Origin of the sequence: Mucilaginibacter calamicampi (assembly GCF_042676765.1) — a bacterium.
GTDB lineage: Bacteria > Bacteroidota > Bacteroidia > Sphingobacteriales > Sphingobacteriaceae > Mucilaginibacter > Mucilaginibacter calamicampi.
In genome coordinates, this window is record NZ_JBHTHU010000005.1 from 230,235 (window position 1) to 256,230 (window position 25,996).

Genomic DNA, 25,996 nt, shown 5'->3' on the forward strand with positions numbered 1-25,996 from the left:
TTCTCTACTTACCACTCACCTAACTATAACTTCTCTATCTCCGCCTTAACAAACTGAGCCAGTTCCTTCACATAGTCGGCGCTGAAATCAAACTTGATACCCGCGGTTTGGTAAATCTCTTTGATGGTTTTGGTGTAACCCAGTTTTAACGCGTCAAGGTATTGCTGAAGCGCTTTTTCGGGGTTTTCCTTATAGTTTTTCCATACAGCAATGGCGCCTAACTGTGCCATGCCATACTCAATATAATAGAAGGGTATCTCAAAAATATGCAACTGTTTTTGCCAAAGGTTGGCTTCGGCATCCTCCAATCCGCTCCAGTCGGCAAAGCCTGCGCCGAAGGGTTCATAGATCTGTTTCCAGGCCTCGCGTCGCTCGTCGGCGGTATGCTCAGGATTGGTATAGATCCAATGCTGAAACTGATCAACCACGGCTACCCAGGGCAGGGTTTTAAGCACATCTACCAATTGATCGCGCTTGGCACGGCGCAGATCATCCTGATCAGAAAAGTATACATTCCAGTTATCCATTGATACCAGCTCCATAGACATAGAGGCCAGTTCCGCCACTTCTGACGGGCAATGTTTAAAGTCGTTCAATTCTAGATCCGCAGTAAGGAAGGTGTGCACCGCGTGTCCTCCCTCGTGCACCATGGTGGTCAGATCGCGGAAGGTATTGGCGGAGTTCATAAAGATAAACGGCGCGCCGGTTTCAGACAATGGGTAGTTATAGCCACCCGGTGCCTTTCCTTTACGGCTTTCCACATCAAACAGGTTATTGGCTTTCATGATTTCCAGCCGCTCGCCCAGGTAGCTGTTAATATTGGTAAAACACTGTATGGTTTTTTCTATCAGGTCATCGCCATTGCTAAATGGCTTGAGCGGCGGCTTGCCCGATGTGTTTACATCCATATCCCAGGGGCGCAGTTCGCTTAGGCCCAAAGCCTGCTGGCGCTGGTGCGCATGTTCTTGTAGAATAGGCACCACCTCGCGCTCAATTGCTTCGTGAAAGGCGTAGCAATCCTGTGGTGTGTAATCAAACCTGCCCAGCGCCTGGAACATGTAGTCGCGGTAGTTTTCAAACCCGGCATTAACGGCTACCTTATGGCGCAACGCGCGCAAGTGATCAAACAGATCATCCAATTTCTCTTTCTCCTGCAGGCGGCGGGCGGTAATAGCCTGCCAGGCCTGGTGGCGTTTGTTGCGGTCGGTATCTTTTAACAGCGCGCCTGCCTGTTCAAGCGTATACTCTTTACCATCAATGGTTACAGACATTGCACCGCTTATCTGCTGGTACTTTTGCGCCTCAACCTGCAACTCGGTTTGCAGCGGGATATTCTCTTCTCTAAACAACTCCAGTGCCTTTTTAACTCCTCGCAGGTACACAAAGTATTTGTCGTGGTCCAGTTCATCAAAGTAGGGGCTGGCTACCAGCTTCTTGTTCAACTCGTTGCTGTAGGGGGCGGTTTTAGGCTCTATCTCTGTAGCAAAGTACTGAAAAGCCGCCAGCTTCTCTTCGCTGTTGGTATCGCAGGTCATGCGGATGTAGCGCCAGGCAAAATCTTCCTCTAATGCCGCTTCCAGTTCGCTGCGGTCGCGCATCCAGAACTCAAGGTCGCCGGTATTGTCTATCTGGCGGTTAACCAGATCAAGGTAAAGCGGCTCCAGGTTTTCCCATTTAATATCAAGGTCGGCAGGTATGTATTTGCGTGTTTTTTTATGGATCATTTTGATGTGCAGATATGTAGATATGCAAATATGCAGAATAGTACGGAAGTCCGAAAGACGGAAAGTCCGAAAGATGTAAAGTTTGTTGGAACCGCGAATTCGGAAAAATGGCTCCATTGTTTGTCCTGCATGGATGTGAGACAAAGTGAGACAAGGTGGGACAGTTTTTTTGGTAAGAATTTGGTAATGAGTAGATTGCAGTTTTGCGTTGGGACAAAGTGAGACTACTTATTCGTCAGGAAAATTAGCTGTAAAATTTATATAATTAACTGATAAACAGATATATTGTGAAAATGGATTTTTTTGTCCCGCGAGACAAATCCTGAAATAGGTTGAGCCTAATGAACAAAACCAATTTTGCGTGGTTATTAATTCCGCTTGGTATTTAAATATAAGCGGAATTAATAACCTGATAATCAACTTATGAAAACTATAGAAGGCGACGAGGAACTGATCAAAAAGCTTACCGAAAATTTTGTAGCCGCGTTTAACTCAGGCAATGTTGATGCCATGATGTCAAATTACGTACCTGATGAAAGCTTTGTTATTTTTGACGTTGTGCCAAGGGCGGAATATTGCGGTGCTGAGGTTTATCGCGGATATTGGCTGGAGATGTTTTCGCATTTTGAAGGCAAACCTCATCTTTCAATAAAAGACCAGGGTATCACTGTTGGCGGAGATGCAGGCTTTGGGTATAGCTTTCAGCACGTTACCGGCAAAAGTAAGCAGGGTGACGAGGTTAACCGCACCGTGCGGGTTACGAATGGCTACCGCAAAATAGGCGATAACTGGCTCATAGCCCTTGAACATGTTTCTATCCCGGTTGATTTAAAGACAGGCATGGCGGTATTCCAGTAAATGTAGGGGTAATCCTTTGCTTTGCCCGGCTTCTGCAAACAATGTCAGCCGCTCTGTTATAAGCGGTCCATATAGTTAATGATGAATAAGGCAAGATGTTCCTGCTCCGCTACTTGCAGATCATAACCATCGTATATCCAATAGCCGTCGTTATCAAACAAAATACGACCTAAGTTTTCGGTTGTTTGTTCAAAAGAAGTATACAACTCATAACATTGTTGCCCTGCCGGCGCGTACGAGGGAACTACCCTGATAACTTCGCCACTTCCATTGCGGCTTAGCCAGGCCTTGGCCTCGGTAGTTAAATATTGCTTTACTTTAGTTAACTGCATCAGTAAAAACTTTAAGCAAAGCTAATAAAGTTGCTAATATTATTAGTAAATTTATTGTATCTGTGACTTCCTTTACTTTTTGTTACGTGTGCAATTTTTTGTTAGTCCGGATCTTTGATTAGTCGTGTTCGAAAGATTTAAGACAAGCGGCGGGCGGTGCGATTCCTTCCTTGGGGAAGGAGGAGGAAGGGGTAAATAGCTGTTTTAAGTTTGCGTAAAACCCCTACCCGCCATTTCACAGCCCACCCCGCCCTTCCCCAAGGAAGGAGTTTTGATGGTGACCAATCTTTCGAACACGACTAATCAAAGATCCGGACTAACATGGTCCGGACTAACATGGTGAGTGAGCTCTTAGTTAACTATTTTCCACCATCACCCGCTCCCTAAAAGTATAACAACTTTCATCAGCCACCTTAATGCTGTCCTGATTGACGGTCAGAAAATCAGCACCCCATTTTTCGAGGGCATAAAAAATGGCGGAGAGTTTAAGGCCCAGTTCGGTAAAGGAGTATTCCACCCGCGGCGGCACTTCGGGGTAGATCTTCCGCTGTATAATTTTATCTTCTTCCAGCTCGCGTAATTGCTGCGACAGCATTTTTTCTGTTATCCCGCTAACGCGGCGGTGCAGTTCGCTGTAGCGGGTGGGGCCGTCCATTAACTGGGTTAAAATTTGAACTTTCCATTTGCCTGATAGCACACTTAGCGCGGCCTGCATGCTGCAGGTGTATTCGGGGTGTCTTTGTTTTGTCATAATAAAAAAGGCAAATGGCGTTTTAAGCCAACCCCGCCAAAACCTACTTTGTGGTGCGTAGCCTACAAAATGGTGCATTCTTGACGGGAGTTATCCCGCTGTGTACATTTGAGGGATATAAATCAAATGTAATGAAAAAATTAGCTAACAAAACAGCCATAATAACAGGCGGCAACAGCGGTATAGGCTTTGCCACCGCGCAGGAATTTATTGCCCAGGGCGCAAAGGTGATCATAACCGGCAGGAGCCAGGCAGCAATAGACGAAGCCGTTTCAAAACTTGGCGAAAACGCCTACGGTGTAATTGCCGACAGTAACAGCATGGAAAGTATAAAGGAATTAAATAACCGTGTTAAAGCAATTGCGCCATCGGTTGATATTGTTTTTATCAACGCGGGCATGGGCAAGTTCAATTCTGTTGATGAAATGACGGAAGAGATGTTTGATGAGATAATGGATACCAATTTTAAAGGCGCCTATTTCAGTCTGCAACAATTGCTGCCGCTGGTTAACGAAGGTGGTTCTATCATTTTTAATACCTCTATTAACGCCCACATAGGTATGGCGGGTGCCAGCGTGTATGCAGCAAGCAAGGCCGCGTTGCTATCATTAACAAAAAACCTGGCTGTTGAGTTGCTGCCACGTAAAATCAGGGTAAACTCAGTTAGTCCTGGTCCGGTAGGTACGCCATTTTACGCTACTGATAAATTGGGTATGACCGAAGAACAGTTAAAGCAAATGGGCGAGGCTGTTGTGTCTAAAGTTCCGATCGGCCGTTTTGGTACCATGGAAGAGCTGGCAAAGGTGGTAACCTTCTTCGCATCTGATGATTCAACGTTCCTGTTGGGGTCTGAGCTGATTGCTGATGGGGGTATGTATAATTTGGGGTAAGCGTGAGCGGTAACGCTCCGTTGACTCACCCCGATGACGCTTCGCTGGTCGACCCTCTCTTCGCCTTCGGCGGAAAGAGGGTAGGGGAAGTAAATTCATTAAAAAAGGGCAACCCGCTAAGCAGATTGCCCTTTTTGCTAAATAAAATTATGCTTAATTCTTACTAAAAGTATAAACAACGTAAGCGGTTCTGCCACCATTGGCTATGGGCGATTTTAACGTCATAGAAGTCTTGTCTGCCTGAGCAACGTTAAGCTGATAACCGTCGGCTATGTTTTTAGCTTTTTCTCCTTCGTATATTTTTTTAAACTGAAATACCGGGTTCATTTTGTCCTGGTTATTATAACTCCAGAATATGGTTTGCGACGTTCCGTTGGCTAAAGTGTATGATCCGTTGCCGCTGTTAGACAGCGCCCAGGTACTGTTAACAAAAGCCGATGGTGGTGCCTGGTCGAAAACATTTTGTACCGCATTGGCTACAATACCTTCGTAACTAACGTTAGTTAATGTCCAGTTGCCGTTAACCGGTCCATTTTGGGCACCCACTAAGCTTTTGGTGGTTGAGCATGCCTGTAAAATAAAGGTAAGGGCTAAAACGCTTAGGGTAAGTTGTACTATCTTTTTCATGGTGTTGTGATGTAATTATTTGGTTAATCAGAACATAAACCCTGCCAAAAAATGAATGCTGTAAAAACTAACGTTTCAGCAAAAAATTAGCTACAATGGGTTCAATATCTTCCCTGTATCCATAAAAAGCTTCGTAAACGCTGTATGCCCATTCTTTCACTGTTGTTCTGCACTCCTCGGGCGACGATGCTGTTAATATATCAGCAGTAGTTATTTCGCCCCGTTCGCCTTTGGGCGGAGGGGTACGTACCGCACTGCGATTTCTTTTATAATCATTTACCGCGTTGCTTAGTATGGGGGTAAGTGAATAGTTCCACTCCACACTTTTTTCAAATATCAGCACCAGCCTTGCAAAATGGATGTAATTGTTCCAGGGTCCGTGTACCTCACAGTGCTGCAGCGCCAGTGCGTCAACACTTAAAAAACGGGTGGTGTAATTGGCTGGGTCACTATAATCAAGCAATTCTGCAATGTGATTTACGTTTTGATGGCATTCGGCCACACCATTTAATACCGGCGCGCCGCAGAACTGACAGGGACCGTTATCAAGCAACTTTATCCCGTGTTTTTCAGCATAACTTAGCCAGTCTTGCATAGTTGTTTGATTGAATTTCTTTCGAACGTAAAATCCTACATTGGGCCTATCAGCTCAATAAAGTTACCGTCAGGATCTTGCACAAAGGCAAATTGACTTTGCGCGTTAAGGGCGGTTGGCGTACTGCCTAATAACTTAACATTCATTTTAGTAAGCCTGTCTATCACCGCTTTTAACGATTTTACATTAATGGTGATATACTGCGGGCGTACATCATCCTGTATAAAGTTTTGTTTTGGATGCGTTGCCTTGGCACCTTTAATGCTGATGAGTTTCCACTCGTTGGCTTCGGGACTGTTCTCTAATTTTAAAACCGTTACCGCGAAGGGCACGCCGTTGGATAGACCGGAACGTTTGGCAAAGTCTTCGGCAATATTAAAACTGCTCGTTTTAACCATGCCTATGCCGTTTACATAAAAATCGACAGATTTTTCAATGTCGGCTACAACCACGCCTACGCCGATCAGTTTACTGCTGAAGTTAGATTGGGCTTTGGCGGTAAAGGCCGCAAGTAGTGCAAAAGCTACAGAGAGAATTAGATACTTTTTCATTGGTTTATTGGTTTATCAGTTAAGCTAATATGCGATGTATTACCTTTTGTTTTTTATCAGATACCGACTGTATTTTGTGATTATGGTCAGTAAATCCAACTAAACAAAAAACGTCCTATCCAACAAAAACAAAACCGCGAAAACAACGCTGGCTATGCCGTTGGTTGTCATAAAAGCGAAGTTTACCCGGCTCAGGTCGTTGGGTTTTACCAGCATATGCTGATAGATGAGCATGGCGCTGAAAAACACTATGCCGATATAATATAAAACACCCACATTAGTGTAGAATATTGGCATTATAATAAACAATGCAGATAGGATATGTAAAAAAGTAGAGAGCCGTAAAGCGTTCACTTTGCCCAGATAGGCGGGTATGGAGTGCAGGTTTTCACTGCGGTCAAAATCCTCATCCTGCAGGGCATAAATAATGTCAAAACCGCTCACCCAGCATAATACCGCCAGCGAAAAGAAAACGGGCAGCAGGGCAAACGCGCCTGTTACGCTCAAATAAGCACCGATAGGAGCCAACGAAAGGCCAATGCCCAATACCAAATGGCAGAGCGCCGTAAAGCGTTTGGTGGCGCTATAACCTAACACTACCAATAAAGCCACCGGCGAAAGGTAAAAACACAGCGGATTAATAAACCATGTTACAACCACAAACAATGCGCAGTTAACCAGCGTAAAGGCCAGCGCCGATGTTGGACTAATGCGACCTGCGGGTATATCGCGCACTTTGGTGCGTGGGTTGCGGGCATCAATTTCCCTGTCCAGGTAACGGTTAAATGCCATGGCCGAATTACGAGCAAACACCATGCACAACACCATCATAACCAGTTTTTGCCAAACAAAGGGGTGGTTGGTAGTTGTTACCGCCAAAAAAAAGCCTATAAAGGCAAAAGGCATGGCAAATATGGTATGCGAGAAGGTTACCAGCGATAGATATTTCTTCATTTAGTACAGGGTAGTTAGCCTTGCAAAAGTAACCAAAACTTTAAATAAATAAGGCGGGGTGTAAGAGCGTTGAAATCCGCTTAAAAAATCAATGTGATGGTACAGCTTGTTTAGGCATACCACTATATCTAACGGCCTACTTAGCATGTGGGATGCTGAAACGAGTTCAGCATGACAATGAAAAGTCATGCCGAATTTATTTCGGCATACCATAGACAGGTGGCAAACTCGGTATAAAAATCATATATAACGGGCTACTTAGCATGTGGGATACTGAAACGAGTTCAGCATGACAATAAAAGGTCATGCGGAATTTATTACGGCATCCCATAGACAGGTAAACACCTGCCTGGTAAATGGACGGACAAATAAGTTCGGCATAACGATTTGGGTGTTACGCCACAATAGACATATATCCGTTAATGGTATTTTCAGAGTCTTTTACTATCTCGCAGATCTTTTGGTCCAGTTCTTTTACGGTATATTCCAGCATTTCAAGATACTCGCTGTTGCCTTTGTTCTGTTCCAGTTTTATCAGCGCCATAATACCCAATAAGGATGCAACCGGGCGGCGCAACTCGTGCGATTGTATAATGGCTATGCGGGTAAGTGCGGCATTTTGTATATTGATCTGGTCCTCCTGCATTTTACGGTCGGTTATGTCTGCAGAATTGATGGCTACGCCTATAATATTGCCGTTCTGGTCGGCTATCGGTATAAAAGTAACCTCCATCCAACATTCTTTTTCCCTGCCGGGGCATACGTTCCATTCGCGCCGTACTATTTCGCCTGCAAATGCCTTTGCCAGGTTTTTCGTTATAGGCTCAACCACTTTTGGAGCGGTAAACCCGGTTATTAAAGCCCCGGTTTGCAGTGGTTTACCATGTTCTGCTATAGAAAACTCATCGGCAGCCTTGTTAAAAGCAAGTATCTCCAAATTTTTATTTACAAGCACATGGGTATCTTTTGAGCTATCAAAAATAGCCTGTAGTTTAAGCTCCGATTCTTCTATCAGTTTCTTTTGCCGTTCCGTCTCGTCATTCCGGCTTTCCAGGGCGTTCATTGTCCAGTTCAGCTCCATCAGGCGCATTACCTGTTTTGACAGGGTTTTCAGCGCGCTTCGCTGCGTGTCGTCCAGGTCGCGCTCTTCCATATCAATAACGCAAAGGCTGCCAATGTTGTAACCATCGCTGGTAACAAGGGTTGCACCGGCATAAAACCGTGCGTGCGGTGCTTCTGCTACAAGCGGGTTGTGGGTAAAACGTAAGTCATTGGCCATGTTAGGCACAACCAATAACCCGTTTTGCTGTATAGTGTGATTGCAAAAGGCCAGCTGCCTTGCAGTGCCTTCCATATCAACACCTTTGCTGGCTTTAAACCATTGCACATCCTCGTCAATCAGTGTTACAAGCGCCACAGGGGTATTGCAGATCTGTGCGGCAAGGTCAACAAGTTCGTTAAGGTCGGCTGCTACGTCAGGGTTTATTTGAGTAAACCTACTTACGGCCTCAAGGCGACTTTTTTCGTCAATCATATTACAGCACGTAAAGATTTAGCATGTTTCGGTTTATATATAATACGATTTGAGGCCGCAATTGGTTTTAATGGCGGTGATCAGATTTTATATTATTGCTGTAACTTTCGTAATACAAATGTTACTTAAAAGTTATAATTTAACTATTGTGATAGTTTTCACGCTTTTAGCAATCATTTCAATTTTTTATCCGCTGGCAGCATTCATTTAAATACTTTTGCGGCTGCTAAACAAAAATTATGAGGGCTTTTATATTCGACCTGAATGGTACCATGATAGATGACATGGAGTTTCATACCCGCGCATGGCAGCATTTATTGAACCATGACCTGGGCGGAAACTTTACCTGGGACGAGGTAAAAGCACAGATGTATGGTAAAAACCCCGAAGTGCTGGTGCGCATGTTTGGCGCCGACCGTTTTACTGCCGACGAAATGAAGGAGCTTTCATTTGAAAAAGAGAGGCGTTACCAAAAGGAGTTTTTACCGCAGTTAGCGTTGCTGCCGGGTTTGCATCAGTTTTTAGATAAGGCGCATAAGGCAGGCATAGTTATGGGGATAGGATCGGCGGCTATTCCGTTCAATATTGATTTTGTGCTGGACAATTTGAACATACGCCATTATTTTAAAGCGATAGTTAGCGCAGATGATGTTACAATTAGCAAACCCCACCCCGAAACCTATTTGCGTGTAGCAGAGTTGCTGCAAGTTGCACCTGCAGACTGTCTGGTTTTTGAGGATGTTCCTAAAGGCGCAGAGGCCGCGCTAAACGCGGGTATGCCGTCGGTTATATTAACAACCACGCATCAGCAGCATGAGTTTGAAGGCCTGCCCAACGTGATACATTTTGCTGATGATTTTACCGGGGATTTTTTTGAAAAGCTGATAGAATAATGGTTGCGGAGCTGACTTACAAACTTTTTTAAACTTGTTAGCGTTAAATCACCATGAAGATAAAACTACCCATTGTAATAATTGGCGCGTTGGTTTTGCTGAGTTCCTGCTCGCAGGTTTATACGCCGGCGCTTTATCACCAGGATATTGCCTACCTGCCAAAACCGGCATCGTTTGATAAGGAAAGCACCGCTAATTACGTATCGGCGGGCTTAAACATGCATACCAATACCAATTTTAACGACGTATTGGTAAGCGGACAGGTAAACCTGAGCCGCGCGAATACTTTTGACAATTTTAACGTGGCTTACGGCGCGTTCGGCTCTTTCGGCGATTATCAAACCGGTTCAAGCGATAAGGCAAAAGCCAATTATTTCCGCGATAAATTTTTTGGCGCGGTAGGCGGGCGGTTCTCTGCCAATTTTTTTGTGAATAATGACCGGGCCGATATCCGTTTTATTGGTGTGGAAGCCGCGTATAGCCATGAGTTTGGCGATTATGCCGATTTTCGTAAATTTTTGGTAACCCAACCCGGCTATAAAGTTGATGCCCGTACAGATCTGTTTAGCATAGGCCTAACCAGCGAAATATTGTTCCATAACCAAAACGATACTGATTTTCAGCACGGCATACGTGGCTACTTAGGCACAACACTGGGCTATAACCCTATTAATGAAGAGTTTTATAGCGGCGACACTGCCACGCAGCGCATGTTTCGCAATATTTACCCCAAAGCCAGCTATTTTATAAAGTTTAAAGATTATTTTGGCACTATAGAAGTAGGCAGCGCGGTGTTTTTAAGAGCAGGGTTGAAATTTTAACAGCGCTGAACAAAACCGGTAAGCCTGGTTTATAATTTAACAGTAAAACCAATCTTTAATAACTAATCTTTAATCTTCAATAGCTAACTTTACCAATAATCAATAAACACACAACATTATGAAAAGAACAGCAAAAGCCCACTGGAACGGCACATTAAAAGAAGGCACAGGAACCATCACTACGCAAAGCACTACTTTAAACAATACACAATACTCTTTTAAAACCCGTTTTGCTGAGGGCGTTGGCACTAACCCCGAAGAATTAATAGCCGCTGCACACGCAGGCTGCTTCACCATGGCTGTTGGCGCTGAGCTTACCAAAGCCGGCTTTACCCCAGGCGATCTGGACACCGAAGCTGTTTTAGAACTGGATATGGTAGCATTAAGTATCACCGGTATACACCTGGAGTTGAAAGCATCAGCAATTGAAGGTGTATCTGCAGAGCAGTTTCAAGCAATTGCCGAAGGCGCAAAAGCTAATTGCATTATATCAAAAGTATTGAACGCGCCTATTACCTTGGGTGTGAGCTATCAATAAGGAATAAACACAAGAAAAACAGAAAACGCCATTGCGCCTAGCAATGGCGTTTTTTTATTTTCTTAGGTTAATGTAAACAACATCCACACTTTACTTTACCTAACAATTACAAATGTAACTTTGCCGTATTAATCATTTGATTAATTTTGCAGCGCGTAAAACAACACATGCGTGTGTTTGTAGATATTATACATTAAATAATACCTTTGCCGCCGTTAATGGATATACAAAGCACAGAAGCCCCAGTAGTTAAGAAAAAGCAGAGTAAACCACGTAAAAGGGCGCTAGACTTTTTTGCTACGCTTTACGATATCCACAAGTTTATCATCCGCTTTTTTAAGGAGGCTTTTGTACCACCCTTTGAGTTTAAAGAGATCGTTCGGCAGTGTTTTGAAGTAGGGGTACGGTCGTTCACCTTAATATCGTTAACAGGTTTAATTGTAGGTCTTATTTTTACCAAGCAATCCCGCCCTTCATTGGCCCAGTTTGGAGCAAGCTCCTGGTTGCCATCATTGGTGTCAATAGCTATTATGCGGGCGCTGGCACCCTTGGTTACCGCTTTGATAGCTGCCGGTAAGGTGGGATCAAGCATTGGTGCCGAGTTGGGCTCTATGCGCGTAACCGAGCAAATAGATGCCATGGAGGTATCAGGCACAAACCCGTTTAAGTTTTTGGTTTGCACGCGTGTGCTGGCCACAACACTTACTATTCCAATTTTGGCCACTTACACCGGTTTGGTAGCCATGTTAGGTGGTTATATAAATGTTGCGCTTAACGAAGGCACCAGTTTTAAAACTTTTATACAAGAGTTTTTTGATCCTTTAGGTTTTATTGATTTTAACGCGTCGCTTATCAAATCTATTGTGTTTGGGTTTACCATTGGTATTGTAGGCTGTTACCAGGGTTATAACTCAAACAAAGGAACAGAAGGCGTTGGTAAAGCAGCAAACGGCGCGGTGGTTACCGCTATGTTTTTAGTGTTTATTGAAGAGATTGTTATAGTACAAATGACCAGCTGGTTTAGATAATGCACAAGGCTAAGGCACCCATAGATAAAAGCAACGCGGTTATTCGCATTAAAGGATTGGAAAAATCCTTTGGCGATTACCATGTACTGCGTGGAATTGATCTGGAGCTTTACCAGGGCGAGAATTTGGTGGTGCTGGGCCGGTCGGGTACGGGTAAATCTGTGCTGATAAAGATCATATCAGGCCTGCTTAAACTGGATAGCGGCCAGGTAGATGTGTTAGGGCACAACGTTAACAACATTAGCGATCGCGAGTTACGCGAATTGAGGGTGAGGATAGGGTTTTCTTTCCAGAACAGCGCTTTGTATGATAGTATGACGGTGCGTAAAAACCTGGAGTTCCCGCTGGTACGTAATAAAAGAAATTTAACCCGCGGCGAAGTTGATACCGCGGTTGAGACGGTGTTGGATGCTGTGGGGCTATCGCAAACCATTAATCAAATGCCGTCAGAGCTTTCTGGCGGGCAGCGTAAACGTATAGGCATTGCCCGTACTTTGATACTTAACCCCGAGATAATGCTGTATGATGAGCCTACGGCAGGGTTAGACCCGATAACTTGTATTGAGATAAACGAACTGATAAATGAGGTGCAGGAACGCTACAATACATCGTCTATTATAATAACGCACGACTTAACCTGCGCCAAACAAACCGGCGATCGTATTGCCATGTTGCTTGACGGGCAGTTTCAGCGCCAGGGAACGTTTGATGAGGTATTTGATACTAAGGATGAGCGGGTTAAACCATTTTTTGATTACAATTTTATAAAGTAGATTTAAAGAAGATTTTTATGGATAGATCAGACAATAAAACGGCTATAACAGTAGGCATATTCCTGGCCGTGGGGCTGGTGGTGTTTATACTGGGCGTTTTTACACTGGGCAGCCAATCAAAAAGTTTTTCAAAAAGCGTACGCATCAGCGCGGTATTTGATGATGTTGCGGGCCTTAAAAGCGGCAACAAAGTTTGGTTTTCGGGTGTAATTGTGGGCAGCATAAGTAAAATAAAATTTATTGGCGCGGGCCAGGTTGACGTGGACATGAAAATTGACGAAGGCAGCCAGCCGTACATTCACCGTAACGCAGGTGTGCATATTGGTTCAGACGGCTTGATTGGTAATAAAATTATTGTTATTGACGGTGGAACCCCGCAGGCCCCAGTTATACAGGAAGGGGATGTATTACAGTCAGAAAAAATGACTTCGACCGATGATATCATGAAAACCTTACAGCAAAATAACCAAAACCTGTTAGCCATAACCGGCGACTTTAAATTGCTGAGCCGCAAAATATTACAAGGTAAAGGTACTGTAGGTACGCTGATGGCTGATAGCCTGATGGCTATACAATTACGTAACTCTATGCGCAATTTAGAAGCTGCTACCGGCAGCGCCGCGCGTATGGCAGTACAGCTGGACAAATTCAGCAAAACCATGAATACCAAGGGTGGTTTGGCGGATAAATTGTTTACAGACACGGCGACCTTTAATAAGCTTACCGCAACGGCAGATCAGTTTCAGCAAACGGCAAAAAATGCAAATGCAATTACCGATAATCTTATTAAGGCTACTAACAAGTTTAACAGCAATGATAATACCATAGGTATTTTGTTAAACGACCCTACAGCTGCCGGGCAAGTTCGCAGCACGCTTAATAACCTGCAGCAAAGCTCGGTTAAACTGAATGATAACATGCAGGCGCTTCAAAGTAATTTCTTCCTTAAAGGGTTCTTTAAAAAGCGCGAAAAAGCAAAGCAGGATAGTATAAAAGCTGCTGAGAAGTTGAAGCAGTAACAACCGTAATGTCATGCCGAACTTGTTTCGGCACCCCATTGGTAAAACGCGCGGAAAAGCATGTGGGATGCTGAAACAAGTTCAGCACGACTTGAACAATAATAGCGATGGGTTTTAAACTCATCGCTTTTATTGTTTAGGCGCTAATCTGAGTTAGTCCGGATTTATAATTCCGGACTGAAGAAAAGGAGGATTTGCAATCCTCGTGTGCCGAATTAATAGCATTGCATTTATTCACGGATTACAAATCCACAGCTCGCTGGTCCTGGATGAAACATCCTGACCAACGTGGATAAAACGTGCGGAAAAGCATGTGGGATGCTGAAACAAGTTCAGCATGACTCAAACAATAATAGCGATGGCTTTTAAACTCTGAGTTAGTCCGGATTTGCAATCCCGGACTGAAGAAAAGGAGGATTTGCAATCCTCGTGTGCCGAATTAATAGCATTGCATTTATTCGCGGATTACAAATTAGTCGTGTTCGGAAGATTTGTAAAAGCGTTGGCTAGTGCGATTCCCCTCTTGAGAGGGGCGGAGGGGTGTGTTATATCGCGCGTTAAACACACCCCCGCAGCCGCACATTCTCTCGCACCCCCTCTCAAGAGGGGAGTTTTATTCGAGCCGCTATTCCTTAGTTCGGAATGAAACACCCCAACTAAATTTTTTAAGGTTATTTTAAGCGCTAATCTCCAACCTATACCCCTTACCCCTTACAACAACAATATTAATATCCTGCGCCTCTTCCAGTTTTTTTCTGAGTTTTGATATAAACATATCCAGGCTGCGGCCTACAATAACGCCTTCGTCTTCCCATATCTCTTTTTGCAGGCGCTTTCTTGCTATAATTTGGTTGGGGGCCGAGGCAAAAATACTGAGTAGGCGTGTTTCTGTTCCCGTTAGGTCTGATGTTGTTCCGTTTATAATTAGTTTCCGGTACTTAGCATCAAATTGCACCGACCCTAAAGTGATGGTACCTGCATCCTCACCGGTGGCTGCTTCTCTGCGTGGTTTAGCAGATCTGAAAAAAAGAAAGCCAACAAATGCTAAAAAGGGAAGGCCGCCTAAAACATACCCCGTTGTTGCGGTATTTAAGCCTTTAGGTTTAAATTTAATATCAATAATGTAACAGGCTGTGGGTTGCTTTCTGCCTTTACATGTTACAATATCATCCTTTTTATTGTCTGATATGGCATAGCCATAAATTACAGCATCACTACTACAGTTTAAAACGCTGATAACATAATCGCGCGCCAGCGGGTCTGTACCTAACAAACGCCCCGTTGTATTTACCAAAGAGTCTGTTTTAAAAGTTAATTCTTTCTCAAACCTTATCCGGTACTCGTTAGTATTTACCTTTTCTACAGGCAGTACCCTCGATATGCTATCGCCTGATTGTAAAAGCAACTCATGACCTATTTTGCGCAGTAAAATTTCGCGCCTTGCCAGATCAAAATTTTCGCTGTTGCCCACGCTAAATGCCACGCAGATAACCGTAATGAATGGTAGCAGCGTCAATGCAAACAGGTACTTACGTTTCCCCGAGAGGAGGTTTTGGCTAACTAACATAGTGTCAATATTTTATTTACAAAGTTTACATTTTTATTTACAATCCAGGTTCTTCCAACGGAAAAATGTCAAAGTAATTTCGTGGAACCAAACGAAAAGGATATGAAAAATAAAAAAATGCGAAGACTATTTCTATTGACCCCGGCCATTGCGCTGGTATTATTTCTCCTCAACTCTTTTATACCAAAAGGCGAGAGAGCGGCGGACAAAAAAACAAAAACCGTTAAACTGTATACAAACGCGGCACGCACGGCCCGGGCAGGTAATAAAGATCTGCTGATAAACTCCATTCTTAAAACAACCGACGGCGGAGAACATTGGAATGATGTTAGCAAAACGCCGCCTGCTATTGAGCAGTCTGCTTTAGAACGATTCATGGTAAAGACGGAAGGGGTTTGGATTGGGACAAATAAAACCGGCGTTATGCGTTCTACAGACAACGGTAAACACTGGCAAAAAGTGATAAACGAAGGCGGCAGCGGTATGGCTGTTTCACGCATCGAAGAGGGATTTACCGCAATTGTCTACAATGCAACAACTAAATCCAACGAAATACGCATTTCATTAGATAAAGGGGAAACCTGGCAATCCATAAATAATGGACTTCCAACTTCCATTTCATCCATCAAACAAATGGGTAAGTATTTAATATGCGGGCATATGGGCGGCCTGTACCAGTCGGCTAATATGGGTAAAACCTGGAAGAGGGTGCTTTGCGCTATTCCGGTTCATAAGGAGTTTGAATTTTTAGAGGCAAGTATTTTTACCCGTAACCAACGCGAATTTGTACTCAGATTATATGTTTCGGGCAATGCATTGTATGCGGTATCAGAGCCTGCCGGTTGCTGAAAAATGTATCAGAATTATGTTTAACAATTATAACCCAATAACAATGTCTAACACTAAACAAATTTTCACCCTATTCCTGCTGCTGGCTTTTTGCACTTTAAGTAAAGCACAAAACAGATCCAACACTGCATCGGGCCCTAAAAACATTACCCGCAGTATCATCCAGGATAAAAAAGGCAACATTTGGCTGGCCTCGTCCGAAGGTATTTTTAAATATGACGGGCAAACGTTCACCAACATCACTGGCAAAGAAAATTCAGCACGTTTCTCTTCTGTTTTAGAGGATAGCAAAGGTAACCTGTGGTTCGGTTCTCTCGGCTCGGGCGTTTATAATTACGATGGCAGGACCTTTAAAAACTTTACAACTAAGCAGGGACTTCCCAGTGATGGCGTGATGAGTATTTACGAAGACAAAGCCGGTAATATCTGGATAGGCAGGCAGGGCGGCTTAAGTCGATATGATGGCGCCACCTTTCGCAATTTTACTGTGAAGGACGGCTTGCCCAATAATGCTATAAATACCATTATTGAAGATAAAACCGGCAAGCTTTGGTTAGGCACAATGGGCGCTGCTGTTGTTTATGATGGAAAAACATTTACCGTTTTAAGCCGCAAAAGCCAACCGTTTATAAAGGTGCGGTCTATTATACAGGATAAAAACCGCAACATTTGGCTGGGTGGCGATGACGGCCTTTGGAGCTATGATGGCAAAACGTTTACCCAATTGAGCGATTATATTGTTAGCCATGTTTACGAGGACAGAAAAGGCAATATCTGGACAAGCGCAGAAAAAAAGAGCAATAACTCTGCGCCGGTAGTGGTTATGGATAGTATGCCATCGGGCTTTAATAATGCCAATAACAAAAAGTTCGCGCTTTCGCGTTATGATGAAAAGGCGTTGTTGAGTGAAAAGCCGACATTAACGGAAATAAGATCAGAATACCCGGAAAATATCGCGCTCTTTGGCATCCTGGAAGCTAAGGATGGCAGTATTTGGTTTGGAGCAGAGAATGGTGTTTATCGTTATGATGGTAAAGAGGTTAAGAAGTTTTAAAGGCGTATTTACACTACGGTGTTCTACATTAATGTCGGATACCTCGACAATCGCCGATGTCATTTCAACGATCTGCGTAGGGCTGTGAGGAGCGGGAGGAGAAATCTTTTCGAGTATAAAAAAAGCGACTGCCGTACTTCAAGCAGTCGCTTTTTCCTCGTTTCGGCTTAAATGTTTATCTTCACCGCCCGAAACGGAATCTGTAAAAGTTTATGAAATTATTAGAAGGAAAAACCGCCCTAATCACAGGTGCATCAAAAGGAATAGGCCGCAAAATAGCCGAAAAATTTGCCGAGCATGGCGCTAACGTGGCTTTCACCTACTTATCGTCTGTAGAAAAAGGACTTGCCCTGGAGCAGGAACTGCAAAGCTTTGGCACACAGGTAAAAGGCTACCGTTCTGACGCATCGAAATTTGATGAGGCTGATAAATTGATAAACGATATAGTTGCCGATTTTGGCACCCTGCACATAGTAGTAAATAACGCCGGCATAACCAAAGATGGTTTGCTGATGCGTATGACAGAGCAGCAGTGGGATGAAGTGATAGAAGTAAACCTTAAGTCAATATTCAACGTTACCAAAGCGGCATCAAAAATTATGATGAAGAACCGCGCGGGCGTGTTTATCAACATGAGCTCGGTAGTTGGTGTTGATGGTAATGCCGGACAAGCCAATTATGCGGCATCAAAAGCCGGTATTATTGGTTTCTCTAAATCAATGGCTAAAGAGCTTGGTTCACGTAACATCCGTACCAACGTGATAGCCCCGGGGTTTATCCGTACCGAAATGACGGAAGTGCTTGACCCTAAAGTGGTGCAAGGCTGGGAGGCAGGCATCCCGCTTAAACGCGCCGGCGAAACAGAAGATGTGGCCAACGCCTGCGTTTTCCTGGCATCTGATATGGCTACCTACATCACAGGGCAGGTTATCCCGGTTGATGGGGGAATGCTGTAGGTTAGTGACTGGAGATTGGTGATTAGAGATTAGTTGCCAAACCTTATATAAAAGAGCATATCTGTATAACAGATATGCTCTTTTTGTTGTGTGCATTAAGTGTAGCGATTAGTTATATTTGGTTGTGAAAAAGCTAAACATTACTTTATTATTTCTCTTATCATCCACGCTTGTATATAGCCAATATGCTAAATTGAAAGGCATGATTGGTGTGGAGTTAACCGGGAAAGAAGCAGCGTTGGCGAAAAAGTATATGACCTGCATAAATACCGGACGCTATAACTCAACCCAGCGTCGTAAGTTCATTCCTTTTGCTTCATCCACAGCCGTAACATTAATTTCGTTCAGAAGCGATTATAGTCCCATAAAGCCTGTCGCAGTAAATAACTTTTCCATTGACACAAAGTTAGTAAAAGAGAGTCGTCAACTAACTTCAAGTGAAATTGATTCGCTTACTGATATTCTATTTAACGTAGGCTATTCGCCCGTCAAACTACCGTTTAAGCTGATTGATCCGGGCTTTACCTGTTATGAGCCAAGGAACGCCATTTTATTTGCCGATGCTAAAGGGAGAATCACGCACTACATTGAATATTGCTTTGAATGCCAAAAGTATTACCTAAGTTCATCTAAAATAATGAATACGGAATATTGCGAGCAGAAGTATGATATGCTAAGGAAATTTTTTCTTAAAAGTGGAATAACATACGGCACTACAACGGTTAAGCGCGATTAGTCTAAATCAACGTGCAACGTCAAACGTAACACTTCAAACCAAATCCTCTCTGTAACAAAAACATTTCAACCACTTAATTATATTTTTTGCATTTTGCGATTAGCAACGTAAAACGTATTACGTAACACGTACAACCTGAATATGCTGTTATTTTCAATTACCTGGGGCGCTGTTTCCGGTTGGTGGGCGCCGGTTTGCCTGCTGCTCGGTCTTGCATATGCCTGGCTTATGTATCGCCAGCCTGTAAACCTGGGCGAAAACTTCAGGAAGGGCCTGTTTGCCCTGCGGGCGCTGGCTGTATTTATTATAGCTTTATTGCTGTTGTCTCCCTTGTTGCAATCATTAAGCTATCAGCCGCAAAAGCCTTTGATATTGGTGGCACAGGATAATTCGCAATCCGTATCGCAGTTTAAACCTGCCGGATTTGATCCTAAAGCTTTTGTAACCAACCTGGCAACCCTTAAAGATAAATTAGGCGACGACTACGATGTACGCGAATTTAATTTCGGTGCGCAATTGAATAACGGCCTTGCCAATACTTTCGATGCCCGCAAAACGGATATGTCTGCCGCCTTGCGCCAGCTGAATGATCAGTATTCCAATCAAAACATTGGGGCGCTGGTTATAGCAACGGATGGTATGTACAACCAGGGTGCCGATCCGCAATACGATGCCCGTAATATAAAATCGGCCATTTATACCATAGCGCTTGGCGATACCGTTGCCCGCCGCGATGTGCTGATAGGCAATGTTAATTACAACAAAACCGCCTACCTGGGCAATAACTTTGAAATTGAGGTTTTAACCGAAGCATGGCAAAGCAGGGGCGAGGCCATGCGCCTAACCGTTAGCGAAGGCGGCAAAGTGGTGCATTCAGAAAATATAGAGGTAAGTAACGATGCCTTTAAAAAGATCAGCACCTTTCAGCTGAATGCCGAGAAGAAAGGCATTCACAAATACAACATCAACCTGTCGCCGGTAAAAAACGAGCTTTCTACGCAAAATAACTCGGAAACTATTTATGTTGAGGTTTTAGACGTAAAGCAAAAAATATTGTTGTTATATGATGGTCCGCACCCGGATGTGACGGTAATTAAGCAAGCCATTGAAAGTAACAAGAACTTTGAGCTAAAGGCCGGCCTTACTGCCGATATGGGTGCCATAAAATGGAGCGATTACAGCCTGTTAATTCTTTATCAGCCATCGTTCTCCACCTTTACGCTGCTCAGGCCTGAGTTAGCTAAAACCCGTATCCCTATTTGGTATATGCTGGGTGCCCAGGCAGATATACGTGGCTTTAATACACAGCAAAAACTGGCCGGTGTAAGCAGCAACCGTTTTGATATGCAAGAGGTGTTTGCTATTACAGCTACTGATTTTTCATCATTTACGTTAAGCGACTCCACCCTTCAAAAGATCAATAAGTTTCCTCCATTAATGGCGCCCTATGCCAACTATAGCGTAACTGTGCCTAACGGCGTGTTATTAAAGCAACGTATAGGTAATGTGCCAACATCTTACCCATTGCTGATGTTTGGCGACGATGCCGGGCGCAGAAGCGGTGTTTTTATGGGCGAGGGCCTGTGGCGCTGGCAGCTATCGGAATACCAAAGCTACGCCAATCACCACGCTTTAGAAGAACTGTTTAGCCAGAGCGTGCAATACCTTACCGCCAATACCGATAAGCAACGCTTTAGGGCCTATCCATCCAAAAATATATTTGATGAAGGTGATAATGTATTGCTCAATGCTGAATTGTATGATGATGCCTTACAGCTCACCAATACGCCCGATGTTAAAATGGCCATTAAAAGTGCCGATGGCAAGAACTACAACTTCCTTTTTACCCGCATGGGCCAAACTTACCAGTTAGATGCAGGTAACCTGCCCGTTGGCGAATACACCTACAGCGCCACCACAATATTCGGAAAGCAGGCGTTTAATGGCACCGGGCAGTTTACGGTTAAGCCGCTTAATTTAGAGATAAGGCAGAGCGTAGCCAACCGTCAGTTATTAAACAGCATGTCTGCCCAAAGCGGCGGCAAAATGTTGTTCCCAAAACAGCTGGATGAATTGGCCGAACTGATTAAAAAGAACGAGAATATTAAAACCCTTGTTTTTGAGGATAAGCACTACAGCGATATGATAGATGTGAAGTGGATCTTCGCTTTTATATTTTTGCTGCTGAGTGTTGAATGGTTCCTGCGTAAAAGGGAAGGAGAGGTGTAGGGGGATTTCGGATTTCGGATTTCGGATTTCGGATTTCGGATTTCGGATTTTCGATTTCGAATTTCATCGCCCGGTTGTCATTTCGATAGAGCGGAGGGCGGGCCTTAGGAACTGGAGCGAAAGAGAAATCCTTTCGAACTGTCCACACTGTTGTCGCTTCGAAAGGATTTCTCTTTCGCGCCACCCATTTTCCCTCGCCTGCTCTATCGAAATGACACGTTTTAAAGCATCTTCTTTATAAAATTTCAATTACGCATTAGTTTATTCGGCAAACATTTTTATTTTTGTGCCAGTAAAATAAATCAGCATCATGATATCACCACAAGAAGCAAACGCGCCACGTCATTACATACTTTTAGTAATTGCAATAGTTATAGGTTTAGTGGGTGTTTACCTTCGTTTTTTCGATTTTAAATACGCATCGGGCATTGCTAACCTTATTTTGGTTATAGGTACTGCTATAGGCTTAAAAGCCGTGTTTGCAATTATTAAGTAGGTAAAACAGAAAAACTTTATAAATAAAAAATAGCGATGGGTTAAACTCATCGCTATTTTTTTTTGGAAGATTTTTTATTTAGGTCGATATTTCGATTCGTTCAAGATCTTCTGCGCATTCGGTTCGGCCATTAACATTTGCAGGGTTACATCTTTATGTTCGGCCATATATTTACGAACGATCTGCCAGCCGGTAAATATGCCTAACTTGGGCGAAGAGTCATTGTGCTCGCCAAGTCCTGGTGTAAAGGGCGCTTCATTAATATACGTCTGTATTCTTTGGTAATCGGTTTCATACAACAGGTTTTCCTCCAAAAAATACCCCCATATCTTTCCTTCAAACTCAGTGCACCATTTCATTTGCTGGGTAGTGTAGCCAATTTTTACCGAATCAGCCACATTGGGCAGCACCTGGTCCATAAAATAAAGGATCTTACCGGCGTAAACCATTTTATTGAGCAGGCTATGGTCGCTTTCATTTTCGGGGAACATGTCCTCGCGGGCAATGCCTTCTACCACCCGCGTAGCAATGTAATCAGGTGTAAATCGGCGCGAAACGTAATGCGGGAAGGTTGCCCTGATAGCCGGATAGAATCGCGAATCGGCGCCCAAAAACATATCCAGGCCTACGCCAAAGTAGCCATCTCCAATAGATGTTTGCGCTTTAAAGCCCGAAAAGTAAGCGTACACTTTCGGCAGGTTTTTCTGCGGGTAGTAATATTTTATGCGTCGGAACGCGTCGGTAAGCTCGGCGTTCTGCTTTTCCATATCGCCGGGGAAAACGGCATCTACATCGTGCTTCAAATCACGGTAGGCATTACCGGCAAAGATCTGGCGCAAGGTGTTGAAGTAGGAGGTGTCATTTACATTCCCCGCCTCCAATATTTGGCCCACGTAATCGTTATAAAAGATGCCATACTTTTTTTGAAGTAAAGCAGCCTGTTGCTGCATGGGTTTTTCGCGCATCTGGTCAAAATCGCGGTCAAAGCGTTCAATCTTAACATCAACAGGAATACCGCTTACGTCGATATTTTTATTGTCGCCGCATGACGTAAATAACACGCCTATGGCAAAAAATAAATAAATTTGTTTGAACTTGCAGTAGGTTGCTGTCATTTTTATACTTTCAGCAAAATTAGCTTATTATTTGCATTTTGGGTGCAAATGTACAACCGGGAATACACTTATGAAAATAGCCTTAGCCCAACTTAACTACCACGTTGGTAACTTTGAATCAAATACCGCCAGGATAATTCAATCTATTGCGGAAGCGCGGGATAACGGGGCTGATCTGGTTGTTTTTGCAGAACTCTGCATAAGTGGATACCCGGCGCGCGATTTTTTAGAACTGAACGAGTTTATTACCCTGTGCGATGAGTCGGCCCGCAAAATAGCTGCGGCCTGTACAGATATTGCCTGCATAATTGGTTTGCCCATACCTAACCTTAAACCGGAAGGTAAGGACCTGAGCAATGCCGCCTGGTTTATTGAAAATGGCCACGTTAAGGCCGTAGTTGCAAAAGCGTTGCTGCCCAATTATGATGTGTTTGATGAGTACCGGTATTTTGAACCCTCAACCGAATTTAATTGTATAGATTTTAAAGGTAAACGCATTGCGCTTACCATTTGCGAGGACCTATGGAACACCATTGAGAACCCGCTGTATGTTACCCGCCCCATGGATACGCTGATTGAGCAACAGCCTGATGTGATGATCAACATTGCTGCCTCACCGTTTTCGTACAAGCATGATGAGGAGCGTATTGCCATTTTAAAGGATAATGTAACGCGTTACCAATTACCGTTGTTGTATGTTAACCACGTAGGCGCGCAAACCGAACTGATATTTGATGGCGGATCCTTAGTATTCGATAAATCTGGCGAGCTGGTGGATGAGATGCCTTATTTTACCGAAAGTATAGCCTATTATACCTTAGGAGACAACGGAGATGTGACCTTTAACCACCCATCAACAAAAAAGGAACAGCGAGATAGTGATATATCTCAAATTCATGATGCCGTTATCCTGGGCATTCAGGATTACTTTAAAAAGTCAGGCTTTAAGCAGGCTATACTGGGGCTTTCGGGTGGGATAGACTCAGCCGTAGTCTGCGCATTAGCTGCCAAGGCCCTGGGTCCGCAAAATGTTATGGCTGTTCTGTTACCCTCAAAATTTTCAAGCGACCACTCCATCAAGGATGCGCAGGACCTGGTTGATAACCTTGGCTGCATGAGCCAGACCATAGCTATTGAGCACGTTACCGATGCTTTTGAAACAGCCCTGCATCCGCAGTTTAATAACCTGCCGTTTAACATAGCCGAAGAAAATATACAATCGCGCAGCCGTGCTGTTTTGCTTATGGCTATGTGTAATAAGTTTGGCTACATCTTGCTCAATACATCCAATAAAAGCGAGGCTGCCGTAGGCTATGGTACATTATATGGCGATATGTGCGGCGGCATATCTGTTATTGGTGATGTTTATAAAACACAGGTGTTTGAACTGGCCCGGTTTATTAATAAAGACGAGGAGATTATCCCGGTAAACTCTATCACAAAACCGCCGTCTGCAGAACTGCGCCCCGGACAAAAGGATTCTGATTCCCTGCCGGAGTACGACATTTTGGATAAGATCATCTTTGAATATGTGGAGCAACGCCGCTCGTCAGCCGAGATAATAAAAATGGGTTATGATGAAGCAACCGTAAAACGCACCCTCCGCTTGATCAATATATCTGAGCACAAACGCTACCAAACACCACCAATTTTGCGCGTATCGCCAAAAGCTTTCGGTATGGGCCGAAGAATGCCTATTGTTGGGAAGTATTTGCAGTAGCGGCCCCGTTTTTCTTTACATCGTGTCATCTCGACCCAAGGAGAGATCTATGCACAAGCTTATCCTGTGGCTCTAACATGTATAGATTTCTCGCTATCGCTCGAAATGACATTTTGATTGATCATTTTCGTTGTCATCTCGACCAAAGGAGAGATATATGCACACGCCAAGCAGGCGGATACTCGTGTATAGATTTCTCGCTATCGCTCGAAATGACAATCTTTAAATCTACAACACCTCACTCAACTTCTTTTCAAGATCGGCACCGCGCAGATCGCGGGCAATGATCTTGCCGGTTGGGTCAAGCAGAAAGTTAGCTGGTATTGAAGATATATGATAAAGCCTGGCCACCTCGTTATCCCAGAATTTAAGGTCGGATACCTGCGTCCATGTCAGGCCATCATTTTTTATAGCGGCCAGCCAGTTGTTTTTAGCATCAGGCTTATCAAGCGATACCCCTAAAATTGTGAATTTTTTACTTTTATATTTATTATAAACCTTAACAACGTTGGGGTTTTCCGCGCGGCAAGGGCCGCACCATGATGCCCAAAAATCAACCAGTACATACTTTCCTTTAAATGAAGAAAGCGATACCGGTTTGCCGGTGGCATCATTCTGCGTAAAATCAGGCGCTATAGAGCCAATGGCGGTTGCCTTAGAAGCTTCAATAGATAATTTTAACGATCGCGCTGTTTCTAAAGCGGTTATCTGTGGCGATAGTAAACTGTATAAATTATCTATTTCGGCAATGTCGGCAGCGTGATTGCCTAACATGCTTAACGCTATCAGGCTAAGAAAACTATTGGTGTGGCTTGTTATAAAATTTTTAAGTATAGTTTTTTGCCGGGCCTGTAAAACCACCGCGCGAGCCTGCAGCGAATTTTTAAATTCCAGTGAATTTTGTTTCTCTAATGATGCTGATCTATATTCTTCGTTTAACTTCTTCGCGTCATCCTCAAGTTGACTTAGCTGGGTTTTTAATTGTTTACTTTCGTTATTCAACGCATCATCGGGAACAGCGTTTTTTACAGAATCCTTATCAGTAGTGATGTTGATGCTGTTGTTATAGATAAAGAAAGCCAAGATATCAACGCTCTTATCATCGCTTAATTTTTGAATGCCCAATCCCTTATGGTCTATGGCTAATTGCGCCATATTAGGCTCCATAGTTTCGCCTTTTATGCTGAAAGCCCCATTCACTATGTCGGCAGAGTCTACCACCTGGTTAGCCCCAAATTTGTATATCAAATAAGCTTTAGCAGGGGCATTTAAATTGCCCACTTTACCGTTTACCGTAAATTGCGGATTTGTGCTTTGTGCTGTTGCAAACAGCGGCAGCATGGCCGCCGCCAATAACCATCTCTTCATCAAAATCAAAATGTTTTT

The 25,996-nt window shown here is 43.7% G+C and carries 26 protein-coding genes; 15 read left to right on the forward strand and 11 right to left on the reverse strand.

Annotation, left to right across the window (positions count from 1 at the left end; genetic code table 11):
* Positions 1–23: 23 nt before the first annotated feature.
* Complete coding sequence (locus ACFQZS_RS06665) at positions 24–1,724, reverse strand: M3 family oligoendopeptidase (protein WP_377098504.1); 1,701 nt, start codon at positions 1,722–1,724, stop codon at positions 24–26.
* A 423-nt stretch (positions 1,725–2,147) separates the two neighbouring features.
* Between ACFQZS_RS06665 and ACFQZS_RS06670 the strand changes: the two genes are divergently transcribed.
* Entirely contained in the window at positions 2,148–2,582 is a 435-nt protein-coding gene (locus ACFQZS_RS06670) for a YybH family protein (RefSeq protein ID WP_377098505.1), read from the forward strand.
* A 56-nt stretch (positions 2,583–2,638) separates the two neighbouring features.
* Here ACFQZS_RS06670 and ACFQZS_RS06675 read toward each other — a convergent pair whose 3' ends face one another.
* Both ACFQZS_RS06675 and ACFQZS_RS06680 read right to left on the reverse strand, forming a co-directional pair.
* Entirely contained in the window at positions 2,639–2,914 is a 276-nt protein-coding gene (locus tag ACFQZS_RS06675) for a hypothetical protein (protein ID WP_377098507.1), read from the reverse strand.
* Positions 2,915–3,269: 355 nt separating this feature from the next.
* Positions 3,270–3,665, reverse strand: a complete 396-nt coding sequence (locus tag ACFQZS_RS06680) for a winged helix-turn-helix transcriptional regulator (protein WP_377098509.1) — start codon at positions 3,663–3,665, stop codon at positions 3,270–3,272.
* Positions 3,666–3,796: 131 nt separating this feature from the next.
* Here ACFQZS_RS06680 and ACFQZS_RS06685 point away from each other — a divergent pair, with 131 nt between their 5' ends.
* Entirely contained in the window at positions 3,797–4,555 is a 759-nt protein-coding gene (locus ACFQZS_RS06685; RefSeq protein ID WP_377098511.1) for an SDR family oxidoreductase, read from the forward strand.
* Between the two features lie 153 nt (positions 4,556–4,708).
* Here ACFQZS_RS06685 and ACFQZS_RS06690 read toward each other — a convergent pair whose 3' ends face one another.
* The 5 genes from ACFQZS_RS06690 to ACFQZS_RS06710 form a co-directional block, all read right to left on the reverse strand.
* Positions 4,709–5,182 (reverse strand): hypothetical protein, encoded by a 474-nt coding sequence (locus ACFQZS_RS06690; protein WP_377098514.1) that lies wholly within the window; start codon positions 5,180–5,182, stop codon positions 4,709–4,711.
* Between the two features lie 67 nt (positions 5,183–5,249).
* Positions 5,250–5,777, reverse strand: coding sequence for a DUF5946 family protein (locus tag ACFQZS_RS06695; protein ID WP_377098516.1), 528 nt, complete (start codon positions 5,775–5,777; stop codon positions 5,250–5,252).
* Between the two features lie 35 nt (positions 5,778–5,812).
* Positions 5,813–6,328: a VOC family protein gene (locus ACFQZS_RS06700; RefSeq protein ID WP_377098518.1), complete on the reverse strand. Its 516-nt coding sequence runs from the start codon at positions 6,326–6,328 to the stop codon at positions 5,813–5,815.
* A 99-nt stretch (positions 6,329–6,427) separates the two neighbouring features.
* The gene (locus ACFQZS_RS06705) at positions 6,428–7,282 is read right to left on the reverse strand and encodes a UbiA-like polyprenyltransferase (protein WP_377098520.1); all 855 of its coding nucleotides are present in this window, start codon (positions 7,280–7,282) and stop codon (positions 6,428–6,430) included.
* A gap of 394 nt (positions 7,283–7,676) precedes the next feature.
* Positions 7,677–8,816 carry a GAF domain-containing protein gene (locus tag ACFQZS_RS06710; RefSeq protein WP_377098522.1) on the reverse strand — a complete coding sequence of 380 codons (1,140 nt, stop codon included), beginning with the start codon at positions 8,814–8,816 and terminating at the stop codon, positions 7,677–7,679.
* A gap of 239 nt (positions 8,817–9,055) precedes the next feature.
* On the opposite strand from ACFQZS_RS06710, the gene ACFQZS_RS06715 reads away from it, so the two are divergent.
* The 6 genes from ACFQZS_RS06715 to ACFQZS_RS06740 all read left to right on the forward strand — a co-directional run bounded on the left by ACFQZS_RS06715 (position 9,056) and on the right by ACFQZS_RS06740 (position 13,888).
* A complete protein-coding gene (locus ACFQZS_RS06715; protein WP_377098524.1) occupies positions 9,056–9,709 on the forward strand; it encodes an HAD family hydrolase in 654 nt (217 codons plus the stop codon).
* A 53-nt stretch (positions 9,710–9,762) separates the two neighbouring features.
* Positions 9,763–10,530: a hypothetical protein gene (locus ACFQZS_RS06720; protein WP_377098526.1), complete on the forward strand. Its 768-nt coding sequence runs from the start codon at positions 9,763–9,765 to the stop codon at positions 10,528–10,530.
* A 118-nt stretch (positions 10,531–10,648) separates the two neighbouring features.
* The gene (locus ACFQZS_RS06725; protein ID WP_377098528.1) at positions 10,649–11,068 is read left to right on the forward strand and encodes an OsmC family peroxiredoxin; all 420 of its coding nucleotides are present in this window, start codon (positions 10,649–10,651) and stop codon (positions 11,066–11,068) included.
* Between the two features lie 218 nt (positions 11,069–11,286).
* Positions 11,287–12,096 (forward strand): MlaE family ABC transporter permease, encoded by an 810-nt coding sequence (locus tag ACFQZS_RS06730; RefSeq protein WP_377098530.1) that lies wholly within the window; start codon positions 11,287–11,289, stop codon positions 12,094–12,096.
* Positions 12,096–12,869, forward strand: a complete 774-nt coding sequence (locus tag ACFQZS_RS06735) for an ABC transporter ATP-binding protein (protein ID WP_377098532.1) — start codon at positions 12,096–12,098, stop codon at positions 12,867–12,869. The genes ACFQZS_RS06730 and ACFQZS_RS06735 overlap by 1 nt, the downstream gene beginning before the upstream one ends.
* 17 nt (positions 12,870–12,886) lie before the next feature.
* Positions 12,887–13,888: an MlaD family protein gene (locus tag ACFQZS_RS06740; RefSeq protein WP_377098534.1), complete on the forward strand. Its 1,002-nt coding sequence runs from the start codon at positions 12,887–12,889 to the stop codon at positions 13,886–13,888.
* A gap of 676 nt (positions 13,889–14,564) precedes the next feature.
* On the opposite strand, the gene ACFQZS_RS06745 is transcribed toward ACFQZS_RS06740, so the two are convergent.
* Entirely contained in the window at positions 14,565–15,455 is an 891-nt protein-coding gene (locus ACFQZS_RS06745) for a winged helix-turn-helix domain-containing protein (protein WP_377098536.1), read from the reverse strand.
* A 102-nt stretch (positions 15,456–15,557) separates the two neighbouring features.
* Here ACFQZS_RS06745 and ACFQZS_RS06750 point away from each other — a divergent pair, with 102 nt between their 5' ends.
* From ACFQZS_RS06750 to ACFQZS_RS06775, 6 genes are all read left to right on the forward strand, one after another.
* A complete protein-coding gene (locus ACFQZS_RS06750; RefSeq protein WP_377098538.1) occupies positions 15,558–16,304 on the forward strand; it encodes a WD40/YVTN/BNR-like repeat-containing protein in 747 nt (248 codons plus the stop codon).
* Between the two features lie 43 nt (positions 16,305–16,347).
* A complete protein-coding gene (locus tag ACFQZS_RS06755; RefSeq protein WP_377098540.1) occupies positions 16,348–17,358 on the forward strand; it encodes a ligand-binding sensor domain-containing protein in 1,011 nt (336 codons plus the stop codon).
* Positions 17,359–17,570: 212 nt separating this feature from the next.
* Positions 17,571–18,314 (forward strand): 3-oxoacyl-[acyl-carrier-protein] reductase, encoded by a 744-nt coding sequence (gene fabG, locus ACFQZS_RS06760; protein WP_377098542.1) that lies wholly within the window; start codon positions 17,571–17,573, stop codon positions 18,312–18,314.
* Between the two features lie 124 nt (positions 18,315–18,438).
* Positions 18,439–19,050, forward strand: coding sequence for a hypothetical protein (locus ACFQZS_RS06765; protein WP_377098544.1), 612 nt, complete (start codon positions 18,439–18,441; stop codon positions 19,048–19,050).
* A gap of 141 nt (positions 19,051–19,191) precedes the next feature.
* Positions 19,192–21,279, forward strand: coding sequence for a hypothetical protein (locus tag ACFQZS_RS06770; protein WP_377098546.1), 2,088 nt, complete (start codon positions 19,192–19,194; stop codon positions 21,277–21,279).
* A 310-nt stretch (positions 21,280–21,589) separates the two neighbouring features.
* A complete protein-coding gene (locus tag ACFQZS_RS06775; RefSeq protein ID WP_377098548.1) occupies positions 21,590–21,775 on the forward strand; it encodes a hypothetical protein in 186 nt (61 codons plus the stop codon).
* Positions 21,776–21,849: 74 nt separating this feature from the next.
* On the opposite strand, the gene gldB is transcribed toward ACFQZS_RS06775, so the two are convergent.
* Positions 21,850–22,890, reverse strand: coding sequence for a gliding motility lipoprotein GldB (gene gldB, locus ACFQZS_RS06780; RefSeq protein WP_377098550.1), 1,041 nt, complete (start codon positions 22,888–22,890; stop codon positions 21,850–21,852).
* 70 nt (positions 22,891–22,960) lie between these two features.
* Here gldB and ACFQZS_RS06785 point away from each other — a divergent pair, with 70 nt between their 5' ends.
* Positions 22,961–24,610, forward strand: a complete 1,650-nt coding sequence (locus ACFQZS_RS06785; RefSeq protein ID WP_377098552.1) for an NAD+ synthase — start codon at positions 22,961–22,963, stop codon at positions 24,608–24,610.
* 228 nt (positions 24,611–24,838) lie between these two features.
* Here the strand turns inward: ACFQZS_RS06785 and ACFQZS_RS06790 are convergent, their stop codons facing one another.
* Positions 24,839–25,978: a redoxin domain-containing protein gene (locus ACFQZS_RS06790; protein WP_377098554.1), complete on the reverse strand. Its 1,140-nt coding sequence runs from the start codon at positions 25,976–25,978 to the stop codon at positions 24,839–24,841.
* Positions 25,979–25,996: the final 18 nt, after the last annotated feature.